The 11,040-nt window shown below is 67.8% G+C and carries 11 protein-coding genes; 8 read left to right on the top strand and 3 right to left on the bottom strand.

The genetic code is table 11. The features are described 5' to 3' along the window. The 5 genes from L995_RS30530 to L995_RS30510 form a co-directional block, all read left to right on the top strand. On the top strand, positions 1 to 734 hold a 734-nt coding region (locus L995_RS30530), incomplete at its 5' end, for an ABC transporter permease (RefSeq protein WP_047475200.1). Between the two features lie 119 nt (positions 735 to 853). Then, positions 854 to 1,621: an ABC transporter permease gene (locus tag L995_RS30525; RefSeq protein WP_034347925.1), complete on the top strand. Its 768-nt coding sequence runs from the start codon at positions 854 to 856 to the stop codon at positions 1,619 to 1,621. Further along, complete coding sequence (locus tag L995_RS30520) at positions 1,611 to 2,672, top strand: ABC transporter ATP-binding protein (protein WP_047475199.1); 1,062 nt, start codon at positions 1,611 to 1,613, stop codon at positions 2,670 to 2,672. Before L995_RS30525 ends, L995_RS30520 begins: the two co-directional genes overlap by 11 nt. After that, positions 2,659 to 3,519 (top strand): phosphodiesterase, encoded by an 861-nt coding sequence (locus L995_RS30515; RefSeq protein WP_047475198.1) that lies wholly within the window; start codon positions 2,659 to 2,661, stop codon positions 3,517 to 3,519. The genes L995_RS30520 and L995_RS30515 overlap by 14 nt, the downstream gene beginning before the upstream one ends. A gap of 46 nt (positions 3,520 to 3,565) precedes the next feature. Next, the gene (locus L995_RS30510) at positions 3,566 to 4,156 is read left to right on the top strand and encodes an HD domain-containing protein (protein ID WP_016448132.1); all 591 of its coding nucleotides are present in this window, start codon (positions 3,566 to 3,568) and stop codon (positions 4,154 to 4,156) included. 25 nt (positions 4,157 to 4,181) lie between these two features. Here L995_RS30510 and L995_RS30505 read toward each other — a convergent pair whose 3' ends face one another. Both L995_RS30505 and L995_RS30500 read right to left on the bottom strand, forming a co-directional pair. Beyond that, positions 4,182 to 5,411, bottom strand: coding sequence for an IPTL-CTERM sorting domain-containing protein (locus tag L995_RS30505; protein WP_047475196.1), 1,230 nt, complete (start codon positions 5,409 to 5,411; stop codon positions 4,182 to 4,184). A gap of 332 nt (positions 5,412 to 5,743) precedes the next feature. Continuing rightward, positions 5,744 to 6,229 carry a winged helix-turn-helix transcriptional regulator gene (locus tag L995_RS30500; RefSeq protein WP_016448134.1) on the bottom strand — a complete coding sequence of 162 codons (486 nt, stop codon included), beginning with the start codon at positions 6,227 to 6,229 and terminating at the stop codon, positions 5,744 to 5,746. Positions 6,230 to 6,343: 114 nt separating this feature from the next. On the opposite strand from L995_RS30500, the gene L995_RS30495 reads away from it, so the two are divergent. Next, complete coding sequence (locus L995_RS30495) at positions 6,344 to 7,642, top strand: D-amino acid dehydrogenase (protein ID WP_016448135.1); 1,299 nt, start codon at positions 6,344 to 6,346, stop codon at positions 7,640 to 7,642. Between the two features lie 56 nt (positions 7,643 to 7,698). Here L995_RS30495 and L995_RS30490 read toward each other — a convergent pair whose 3' ends face one another. Further along, positions 7,699 to 8,595, bottom strand: coding sequence for a LysR family transcriptional regulator (locus L995_RS30490; RefSeq protein ID WP_013802902.1), 897 nt, complete (start codon positions 8,593 to 8,595; stop codon positions 7,699 to 7,701). A gap of 150 nt (positions 8,596 to 8,745) precedes the next feature. Between L995_RS30490 and L995_RS30485 the strand changes: the two genes are divergently transcribed. Together L995_RS30485 and L995_RS30480 are read left to right on the top strand one after the other, a co-directional pair. Next, entirely contained in the window at positions 8,746 to 10,068 is a 1,323-nt protein-coding gene (locus L995_RS30485) for an arylsulfatase (RefSeq protein ID WP_047475201.1), read from the top strand. Further along, a partial coding sequence (locus L995_RS30480; RefSeq protein WP_047475194.1) for a tripartite tricarboxylate transporter substrate binding protein occupies positions 10,065 to 11,040 on the top strand: 976 nt, incomplete at its 3' end. The genes L995_RS30485 and L995_RS30480, both read left to right, overlap by 4 nt.

Here is an 11,040-nt window from a genome sequence, read left to right as displayed (position 1 = left end):
CCGCGTGCCTGCTGCTGGCGCTGCCGGCGCGTGAAGGCTGGCGCACCTATTTCGCCACCCTGACCGACGCGCTGTACCTGCAAAGCCTGCTGCAGACGCTGGCCCTGTCGCTGGCCGTGACCGTGGCCACGCTGCTGACCGGCGCGGTGATGGGCATTGCGCTGGCGCGCCACCGCTTCACGGGGCGCGGCCTGCTGCTGTCGCTGCTGACGCTGCCGCTGTCGTTTCCGGGCGTGATCATCGGCTTTTTCATCATCCTGCTGGGCGGGCGCCAGGGCGCGCTGGCCGATCTGTCGGTGGCCCTGGGCAGCGAGCGGATCACCTTCGCCTACGGGCTGCTGGGCCTGTTCCTGGGCTACCTGTACTTTTCGCTGCCGCGCGCCATTGCCTCCTACACGGCAGCGGCCGAGGCGCTGGACCCGCACCTGGAGGAGGCCGCGCGCTCGCTGGGCGGCAACGGCTGGCGCGTGGCGCGCGATGTGTGGTGGCCGCAGCTGCTGCCCACCACGCTGGCCTGCGGCGCCATCGTGTTCGCCACGTCGGTCGGCGCCTTCGGCACGGCCTTCACGCTGTCGAGCAAGTTCGAGGTGCTGCCCATCACCATCTACAACGAGTTCACCAACTACGCCAACTTCGCCCTGGCCGCCAGCCTGTCGATCAGCCTGGGGCTGATCACCTGGCTGGTGCTGTGGCTGTCGCGGCGCTGGGCGGGTCCGGCCGCCACAGGAGTCTGACCATGCGGACCACACAAAAAAATAGCCCCCACGCTGCCCTTGCAGCGCAAGGTCCGCGGCCCCCCGAAGGGGCCGCTTTTTGCCTTGGGGCGGCCCGGCGGCCAAAAATGCCGCCGCTGATGTGGCTGGTGACGGCCACCGTCACCGTGTTCATGCTGGCGCCCATGCTGCTGTCGGTGCTGGCCGGGCTGGTGCAGAACTACGGCCAGGGCCTGTCCAGCGGATTGACCACGCGCTGGCTGGCCGAGGTCTGGGCCGGCTACGGCAATACCGTGCTGATGTCGCTGCTGCTGGCCTGCGCCTGCGTGGCCATGACCTTGGTGCTGGGCGTGCCCTGCGCCTATGCGCTGGCGCGCAGCCGCTCGCCCTGGGCCCGGCATTTCGAGGAACTGCTGACCCTGCCCGTGGCCATTCCGGGCCTGGCCAGCGCCCTGGCCCTGCTGCTGGCCTATGGCAGCGTGGCCGCCTTCCGCCAGAGCTTTGCCTTCATCCTGGTGGGCCATGTGGTGTTCACCCTGCCCTTCATGGTGCGCATGGTGGGCTCGGCACTGCGCCGCCAGGAGCTGGTGGCGCTGGAGGAGGCTGCGCGCAGCCTGGGCGCCTCGTTCGCGCAGCGCTTCCTGGGCGTGCTGGTGCCTGCCGTGCTGCCCGCCATCGTGGCCGCCTGCCTGATGGTGTTCACCCTGTCCATGGGCGAGTTCAACCTGACCTGGATGCTGCATACGCCGCTGACGCGCACCCTGCCCGTGGGCCTGGCCGACAGCTATGCGTCCATGCGCATCGAGGTGGGCTCGGCCTATACCCTCATCTTCCTCATCGTCATCCTGCCCGTGATGTGGCTGCTGCAGGCGCTGGGGCATTTCATCGAGAAGCATTATGGAAAGTAACAGCGTCGCCATCGACATCCGGCAATGCGCCAAGACCTATGCCGACGGAACGCGCGGCCTGCAGGCCACCGACCTGCGCGTGGAGCCCGGCGAGGTGCTGGCCCTGCTGGGACCCTCGGGCTGCGGCAAGACCACGCTGCTGCGCATCATCGCGGGGCTGGAGACGCCGGATGCGGGCAGCCGCATCGCCTTCGGCGACGCCGACGTCACCCGCGTGCCCATAGAAAAGCGCCAGGTGGGCATGGTGTTCCAGCACTACGCGCTGTTCCCGCAGATGAGCGTGCAGGCCAACATTGGCTACGGCCTGCGCATACGCGGCGCGTCCGAGCAGGAGCAGCGCCGCGTGGTGGGCGAACTGGTGGACCTGGTGCGCCTGAACGGCCTGGAGCACAAGCGCCCGGCCGAACTGTCCGGCGGCCAGCGCCAGCGCGTGGCCCTGGCCCGCGCCGTGGCATCGCGCCCGCGCGTGCTGCTGCTGGACGAGCCGCTGACCGCGCTGGACGCCAAGCTCAAGGAAACCCTGCGTGACGAGCTGGCCCAGCTGCTGCGCCAGCTGCGCATCACCGCCGTCCACGTCACGCACGACCAGCAGGAGGCCATGGCCATTGCCGACCGCATGGCCGTCATGCAGGCAGGCCGCATCCTGCAGGTGGGCGACGGTGAGAGCCTGTACCGCCGACCGGCCCATCCCTTTGTCGCCACCTTCCTGGGGCGCGTGAACCAGGTCGAACGCAGCGAAGACGATGCGCGCAGCAACCGGCTGGCGCTGGCCGGCATGGAACTGGCCTGCCCGGCCGAATGCACGGGCGCGGCCCGGCTGCTGCTGCGCCCTGAAGACATCGAGGTCTGCGCCGCCGGCACGCCGGGCGCCGTGCCCGCATCCGTGGCGCGCCGCGTCTTCCTGGGCGACCGCCTGCAGCTCACGCTGGAGCTGGCGGGCCACACGCCGCTGATGGCCGACGTGGCCCGCGACCACGCCGCGCAATCGGGCGACCGCGTGGCCTTGCGCATCGCCCCCCACCAATGGATGCCCAACCATGCCCACGCCTGAAACCCTGCGCCCCTCCATGACCACCTTCCTGGCCCAGCTCACCGACCTGCATATCCGCGAACCCGGCCGCCTGACCTACCGCCGCATCGATACCGCCCGGTACCTGGAAAGCAGCGTGCAAAGCGTGCTCGCCCTGCCCCAGCCACCGCATGCCCTGGTGATCACCGGCGACCTGACCGACTTCGGCCGACCCGCCGAATACGCCCACCTGCGCAGCCTGCTGGCGCCGCTGGGCACGCTTCCCATCTACCTGCTGCCCGGCAACCACGACGACCGCGACGCGCTGCGCACCGCCTTTCCCGAGCTCACCTGGCTGCGCAGCGAAGGCTTCATCCAGTACGCCGTGGACATCGGCGATCTGCGGCTGATCGCGCTGGACACCGTGGTGCCCGGCCACAGCGAGGGCGCGTTGTGCGAGGAACGCCTGCAATGGCTGGAGCTGCAACTGGCCGCCAGCGAAGGCCGCCCCGTGGTCATCGCCATGCACCACCCGCCCTTCGAGACCCTGATAGGCCACATGGACAAGATCGGCCTGCTGCAGGGTGCCCAGGCGCTGGAAGACCTGGTGCGCCGCCACCCCAACGTGCAGCGCGTCATCTGCGGCCACCTGCACCGCAGCATCCAGGTCGCCTTTGGCGGCACGGTGGCCATGACCTCGCCTGCGCCCGCCCACCAGGTCTGCCTGGACCTGGCGCCCGACGCCGCATCGGCCTGGACGCTGGAGCCGCCCGGCTTCATGCTGCACGCCCTGCCGCCTGGCGGCCGACTGGTCAGCCATGCCGTGGCCAGCGGCCAGTTTGACGGCCCACACCCGTTCTGGGATGCGCAGGGGCGGCTGATCGACTGAGCCCGGACGCGCGCGGCCCTGGTGAAAGCCGACGAGAATATCCGCCATGGATATCAACAACATCAAGGGCCGCCTGGACTTCCTGCGCGAGGCGGAAAAGCTCAAGAGCGTGCTGCGCAGCGCCCACACCTCCACCGGCCGCACCGAAAGCACGGCCGAGCACAGCTGGCGCCTGTGCCTGATGGCCATCGCCTTCGAGGACCAATTCGCACAGCTGGACATGCTCAAGCTGCTCAAGCTGTGCGTGATCCACGACCTGGGCGAGGCCATCCACGGCGACATCCCCGCCGTGGAAAAGAACCAGCACCCCGACAAGAGCGCGCAGGAAAAGGCCGACCTGCTGCACCTGACCCGCTCGCTGCAGCCCGGGCACCGCGACGCCATCATGGCCCTGTGGCAGGAGTACGAAGACGCCGCCACGCCCGAGGCCCGCGCCGTCAAGGCCCTGGACAAGCTGGAGACCATCCTGCAGCACAACCAGGGGATCAATCCGCAGGATTTCGACTACGGCTTCAACCTGGGCTACGGCAGGAAGTACACGGGCGCCGATCCTCTGTTCGCCCAGGTGCGCAGCCTGCTCGACGAGGACACGCGCCAGAAAATGGGCGCCGCCGCGCAGGACGCCAGCGCGACCTAGCTGCGCCAGCGTCCCTGTGGCCGCGTCAGCGGCCCGCGCCGACCCGCTGGCGCCGCCCCAGCCCCCTCCATCCAATGGCTGCGGCCAGCAGGCTCAGGACCACAAGGGCTGTGTGCTGCAGCGTCGGCACGGGGGTCACCTGGCCACCGCCGGGGAAAGCCGCCACCGTATTGATGGACGCGGAAGCCATGCACGGCACCGTTCCCACGACCTGCCCTGCTTGCATGCACTGCACCGACGGGTCCCCGGCATCCACGGTGGCCACATTGGTAATGGTTGCGGGCGCCGGGTTGGACACGCTGGCCATCACGGTGAACACCAGCGAGTCTCCTGCCGCGAACACGGGCACCGTGACCGCCAGCGATCCGGAGCCTGACGCCACGGGACATGGCGTGCTGGCGCCGGGCGTACAGGTCCAGGTGGCGCGCTCCAGGCCGGCAGGCAGGCTGTCGGCAATCTGCGCCTGGGTGGCGGCCACGGTCCCCATATTCCTGACGGTGATGGTGTAGCGCACCTCCTGCCCCGCCTGCACCTGGCCTGCGGGCGAGATGCTGTGGGTCAACGACAGGGCAGGATGCACGGCCTCCCTGTGCCAGGACATGACGTTCTGGTTTTGCACGGGCGCCCCGGTCCACGCAACGGACACGCCGTTGTCGGGCATCTCATAGGTCCCCAGACAGGTGTCGCTCTCACCCGAATGGCTGACGTGCTGGGATGTTTCCGAAAACAGGGAAGCGCACATCGCGTTGTTCACGGCCGCCACCTGTTCCGTGGCCATTTCAAACCGGCTCAGCATATCCACATCATTGGGAGATCCACCCGGGCCAACGCCATTGATGGAGCGGTGCGGATTGTTTCCCGTCAGCCAGCGTTGAAGGTGGATTCTGTTTCTCACGATATTGGACCCACTGTCCGTGGAAACCCTGAAAATGAATGCGCGCACATCCGGATCGGCACTGCTGTAGGTGGTCAATCCGTCCGAGAAACCATAGGAAGTCACCAGCGCCCTTATTTCGCTCTCGTCCAGGTCGGGCTGCAAGGGTGCGGCCGTTTCAAACCAGCCGGCCAGGCGGGCGGTCCTCGGAAAATCCTGGCATGAGCCGTGAGGCCCCAGGGGACAAGCCGTGCGATCCTGGAAATCCGAGTAGGAGGTTCTCATCTCCCCGAAGTAACGCGTCACTTGCGCGCTGGCGGGTGGGCAGGCCGAGATTGCTGCACCGGCCATCAAGGCAGCCATGAGGGCGTGATTTTTCATAGAACTCCCAGCGATAGATAGATTTGAGCTATCAAGTTATCACTGGCATTGAACCTTAAAAATCACCAATCCCAAAAATTCACCATTCAATGACAAATATTTGCAATACCGCCATTGGAATGGAACTCCAAGTTGCCGTCCTGCCTACTTTTCAACGGAGAGCGCCGATGAATGCGAAACTCCATAACGACCGATCTGCCGTCCAATATCCATTTGGATGGGATCGCACAATACCCCATTTGAATCAAATCTATTGCGACAAACGTTTCAAACAGTAAATAACAATGAGGAATGGGGGTAGATCCGACCCTGGAACACCGAGGACGGCTCCCTCACCGATCCACAGGCAGCGCCAGCGTCTCCTTGACCTCTTCCATCACCACATAGCTGTGCGACTCGGCCGGCACGGGCAGTTTCTTGAGGATGTCGCCCAGCAGGCGGCGGTACTCGCGCATGCCGCCCAGGCGGGCCTTGACCAGGTAGTCGAAGCTGCCCGAGACCAGGAAGCACTCCAGCACGTCGGGCACGTGCAGCAGTTCCTGGCGCACCTTGTCGAAGACCTCGCCCGACTTGGACGACAGCTTGATCTCCACGAACACCAGCAGCGTCTTGCCCAGCGCCTCGGGCGACAGATGGGCGTGGTAGCCGGTGATCACGCCATCACGCTCCAGGCGGCGCACGCGCTCCGAACAGGGCGTGGCCGAGAGGCTGACCTGCTCGGCCAGTTCGGTCATGGAGATGCGGCCGTCGCGCTGCAGGATGTCGAGGATCTTGCGGTCGGTGCGGTCGAGCACGCGGTTTTCACTTCTGGCGGCCATGGCGGTGCTTCCCGGGGATGATCAATCACTGGAGAGTATCAATATTTCAGTGATTTCCACTGCCTCATCGTCAATAGACTTTGATTTCATCTTGTTGACTTGGCGGTGAATCCCATGAAAGTCCTTGTTCTTGGCGGCGGCGTCATCGGCGTGACCAGTGCGTACTACCTGGCGCGGGCCGGTGCCGAGGTCACGGTGCTGGACCGGCAGGATGCGCCCGCGTCCGAAACCAGCTTTGCCAACGCGGGCCAGGTCTCGCCCGGCTACTCCACGCCCTGGGCGGCGCCCGGCATTCCGCTCAAGGCCCTGAAGTGGATGCTGCAGGAACACGCGCCGCTGGCCGTGCGCCTGGACGGCAGCCTGTTCCAGCTGCGCTGGATGGCGCAGATGCTGCGCAACTGCTCTGCCCAGCGCTACGCCGTCAACAAGGAACGCATGATGCGCGTGGCCGAGTACAGCCGCAGCTGCCTGCAGCAGCTGCGCGCCGACACCGGCATCGCCTACGAGCAGCGCACGGGCGGAACGCTGCAGCTGTTCCGCACCCAGGCCCAGCTGGACGCCGTGGAGCGCGATGTGGCCGTGCTGCGCGAATGCGCCGTGCCCTACGAACTGCTGGACCGCGACCAGCTGGCCCAGGTGGAACCCGCGCTGGCCCAGGCGCGCGACCGGCTGACCGGCGGCCTGCGCCTGCCCAAGGACGAGACCGGCGACTGCCACCGCTTCACCAATGAATTGGCCCGCATCGCCACCGGCCTGGGCGTGGAGTTGCGCTTCAACCAGAACGTGGATGGCCTGGTGGTCGAAGGCGGCCGCATTGCCGGCGTGCGCGTGAATGGCGAACTGCTGACCGCCGACCGCTACGTGATGGCCTTCGGCAGCTACTCGCGCCAGGCGCTGGAGCCGCTGGGGCTGGACCTGCCCGTCTACCCCGTCAAGGGCTATTCGCTCACCGTGCCGCTGGGCAACCCGGCGCTGGCGCCGCAGTCCACGGTGCTGGACGAGACCTACAAGATTGCCGTCACCCGTTTTGACGACCGCATCCGCGTGGGCGGCATGGCCGAACTGGGCGGCTTCGACCTGCGCCTGGACCCGCGCCGCCGCGCCACGCTGGAACTGGTGGTCAACGACCTTTTCCCGGGCGGCGATGTGGCGCGCGCCAGCTTCTGGACCGGGCTGCGGCCCATGACGCCGGACGGCACGCCCATCATCGGCGCCACGCGCTACTCCAACCTGTTCCTGAACACCGGCCACGGCACGCTGGGCTGGACCATGGCCTGCGGCTCGGGCCGGCTGATCGCCGACCTGATCACCGGCCGCAGCCCGGAGATCAGCACCGACGGCCTGGCCCTGGACCGCTACACGCACCGGCCGGCCCGGCACCTGGGGGGCAGCTCCACCCCCGTGTCCGCCTGAGCGCAAGACACCTTGAACACTTGAGGCGGCCTGCACCGGCCCTGCTGAACGGGCCGCTACCCCAGCGTCAGGTCCCGCAGCGCGGACATCAGCGGCGACCAATGGGCCTTGGGGTGGCTGATGAGAAGCCAGCTGCGGCGCGTGCGCAGCTCGGGGATGGGCAGGGACTGCAGGCGCTCGGGATTGCTGCGCAGCACATGGCTGGGCACGTAGCACAGCAGGTCGGTCTGACCCACGATGTCGATGGTGGCCTCGGTGTTGTGCTGGATCTCCAGGGCCACGGTGGGCGCGCCCAGGCCCTGGGCCGCGAAGGCCTCATCCACCACCTTGCGCACGGCGGCGCCCGGTGCCGGCAAGGCCCAGGAGTAGCCCTGCAAATGCCCGAACCTCAGGCCCTGCTCCAGCGCCAGCTGGAACAGCGGGTGGCGCGGCCGTGCGGCGGCCCATAGCTCATCCTCGCCGATGACCACCTGGGCGCAGCGCGTGGCATGGCCCGGGTAGGACGGCACCACGGCCAGGTCCAGGCTGCCGTCAAGCAGGGCGCGCTCCAGGTCGTCGGACTTGCCCACGGTCAGCCGCACGCGCAGGCCGGGGCGGCGGCGCAGCAGCTCGGCCACGGCGCGGGTGGCGCGGCTTTCCGAGGTGGCCTGCGTGAAGCCCAGGCGGATCAGGCCCACATGCTGGGCCTGGATGTCGCTGGCGGCGCGCATCGTCTCCTCATGCCGCAGCACCAGTTGGCGTGCGGGCTCCATGAACAGCTGGCCGCTGCTGGTCAGCGCCACGCCATGCGTTCCGCGCGTGAACAGGGCCGCTCCCACGCCCTGCTCCACGCGGCGCACGATCTTGGAGACAGCTGGCTGGGTCAGTTGCAGGGCAGCGGCCGCACGTCCGAAATGGCCATGCTCGGCCACGGCCAGGAAGCAGGCCAGCTCGTTATAGGCAAATCCCGTCATGCCATTCCTTGTCAACGAAGAAAAACGAGAAAGCTTGCTACCTTGCCGAGCAAAGCCATTCCAGATGTGCATCGATTTTCGCTGGTTTGGTTATCACCAAAACAGGGCTTGTGGCTAGAGTTTTGGCATGGAAACTTTTTGAGCCACATCATGAATCCACCAAACATCGTGCTCATCGTCGCGGACAACCTGGGCTGGGGCGAGCTGGGCTGCTACGGCGGCGGTGCGCTGCGCGGCGCTCCCACGCCGCGCATCGACCAGTTGGCCGCCGAGGGACTGCTGCTGCAGAACTTCAACGTGGAAAGCGACTGCGTGCCCACGCGCTCGGCCCTGATGACGGGGCGCCACCCCATCCGCACGGGTGCCCTGCAATCGGTGCCGGCCGGGCTGCCACAGGGCCTGACGCGCGGCGAGACCACGCTGGCCCAGCTGCTGTCCGCCCAGGGATATGCCACGGCGCATTTCGGCAAATGGCATCTGGGGGACATTCCAGGCCGTTATCCCTCGGACCGGGGTTTCGACGAGTGGTACGGCATTCCCCGCACCACGGACGAAAGCCAGTTCACCGCGACCACGGGCTACGACCCCCTGGTGGCCCCCCTTCCCCACATCATGGAAGGCCGCGCGGGAGCGCCCTCGGACGATGTCAAGGTCTATGACCTGGAATCGCGGCGCAACATCGATGCCGAGCTGGTGGAGCGCTCGCTGGACTTCATGCGCCGCAACCACGCCCGGGACCGCCGCTTCTTCCTGTACCTGCCCCTGGTGCACCTGCACTTTCCCACGCTGCCGCACGCGGATTTCGCGGGCCGCACCGGCCAGGGCGACTTTGCCGACTCCATGGTGGAGATGGACCACCGCGTGGGCCAGATCTCGGACGAGATCGACCGGCTCGGCCTGCGCGAGGACACCCTGTTCATCTTCTGCAGCGACAACGGCCCCGAGTTCCGCCAGCCCTACCGCGGCACGGCCGGCCCCTGGCGCGGCACCTACCACACGGCCATGGAGGGCAGCCTGCGCGTGCCCTTCATCGCACGCTGGCCGGGCCGCATCCAGGCCGGGCGCACCAGCAATGAAATCATGCACGTGACCGACATCTTCTCCACCCTGGCGGCGGTGGCGGGCGCTGCCGTGCCGCAGGACCGGCCCATCGACGGCCTGGACCAGACGGCCTTCCTGCTGGGCGAGCCCCGGTCCGCGCGCGAGGGCTTTCTCTTCTACATCAAGGACCAGCTGCGGGCCGCGAAGTGGCGCGACTGGAAGCTGCATTTCTACTGGGAGCCCGAGGTCAACGAGAGCAAGGGCAAGCTGGAGTCCCCCTACCTGTTCAACATCGTTCGCGACCCGAAGGAGGAGCATGACGTGCTGATCTTCAACACCTGGGTGCTCAACCCCATGCTGACCATGGTCCAGCGCTTCAACGAAAGCTGCAAGGCACACCCCAACACCGCGCCCGGCGCCCCCGACCAATGACCTGCGCACCCCTACCCGCCCCGCAGGCCAGCGGCCGCCTGCCGACCACCCGCCGCCATGCACTGCTCCCCCTGGCCGCCGCAGCCCTGCTGGCCCTTGCACTGCCCACGGCCCGCGCGGCCGATTCCCCGGCGCACGCGCCGCAGGGCAAGCCCATCACCTGGATCGTGGGCTTTGCGCCCGGCGGCAGCCTGGACGTGCTGACCCGCCATGTGGCCCGGCAACTGGAGGCCAGGGCCGGTGTCAGCGTGGTGGTGGAAAACCGGCCGGGCGCCTCGGGCGCGATCAGCCTGCAGGCGGCAGCGAAGGCACCTGCAGATGGCCTGACCCTGGTCTCCGTTCCCGGTCCGCAGCTGTCCGGCCCGCGCCAGCCCGAGGTGGGCCGCGAGCTGACCGCCGTGGCCGTGATGGCCCGGGGCGCCATGGTGCTGGTGGGCCCGGCCCCGGGTGCGGCCGGCAGCCTGGGCGAACTGGTAGCCGCCATGAAAGCCAAACCGGGCCAATGGAGCTACGCCAGTTCGGGCACGGGCACCTCCCAGCATCTGGCCGGCGAACTGCTCAACGCCCTGGCGGCCACCAGCATGGTGCATGTGCCGTACAAGGGCGGCGGGCAGGCCGTGACCGATGTGGTGGGCGGGCAGATCCCCCTGGCCATGCTGGGCGTGACGCCCGTGCTGCCGCACATCCAGTCGGGCCGGCTGAAGGCCTATGCCGTGACCAGCGCCACGCGCATAGACAGCCTGCCTGATGTACCGACCATGCGCGAGGCTGGCGTGCCCGGCTACGAGGCCACCCAGTGGTATGCCGTGGCCGTGCCCTCCGGCACGCCCCCCGAGCGGCTGGCCCAGCTCAACCAGTGGATCAACCAGGCCATACAGTCGCCCGAGCTGCGCCCCACGCTGCAGGCCGCCGGGGCCGTGGCCACGCCCATGTCCCTGCCCGAGATCCAGCGCTTCATGTCCCAGGACAACG

Origin of the sequence: Delftia sp. ZNC0008 (assembly GCF_000799035.1) — a bacterium.
GTDB lineage: Bacteria > Pseudomonadota > Gammaproteobacteria > Burkholderiales > Burkholderiaceae_C > Comamonas > Comamonas tsuruhatensis.
This window is presented reverse-complemented; position numbering and strand designations above follow the sequence as displayed.

Bases quoted from the DNA above. Each gene is read 5' to 3' on its own strand.
- L995_RS30525 (WP_034347925.1), top strand. From the start codon at position 854: ATGTGGCTGGTGACGGCCACCGTCACCGTGTTCATGCTGGCGCCCATG.
- L995_RS30520 (WP_047475199.1), top strand. From the start codon at position 1,611: ATGGAAAGTAACAGCGTCGCCATCGACATCCGGCAATGCGCCAAGACC.
- L995_RS30515 (WP_047475198.1), top strand. From the start codon at position 2,659: ATGCCCACGCCTGAAACCCTGCGCCCCTCCATGACCACCTTCCTGGCC.
- L995_RS30510 (WP_016448132.1), top strand. From the start codon at position 3,566: ATGGATATCAACAACATCAAGGGCCGCCTGGACTTCCTGCGCGAGGCG.
- L995_RS30505 (WP_047475196.1), bottom strand. From the start codon at position 5,411: ATGAAAAATCACGCCCTCATGGCTGCCTTGATGGCCGGTGCAGCAATC.
- L995_RS30500 (WP_016448134.1), bottom strand. From the start codon at position 6,229: ATGGCCGCCAGAAGTGAAAACCGCGTGCTCGACCGCACCGACCGCAAG.
- L995_RS30495 (WP_016448135.1), top strand. From the start codon at position 6,344: ATGAAAGTCCTTGTTCTTGGCGGCGGCGTCATCGGCGTGACCAGTGCG.
- L995_RS30490 (WP_013802902.1), bottom strand. From the start codon at position 8,595: ATGACGGGATTTGCCTATAACGAGCTGGCCTGCTTCCTGGCCGTGGCC.
- L995_RS30485 (WP_047475201.1), top strand. From the start codon at position 8,746: ATGAATCCACCAAACATCGTGCTCATCGTCGCGGACAACCTGGGCTGG.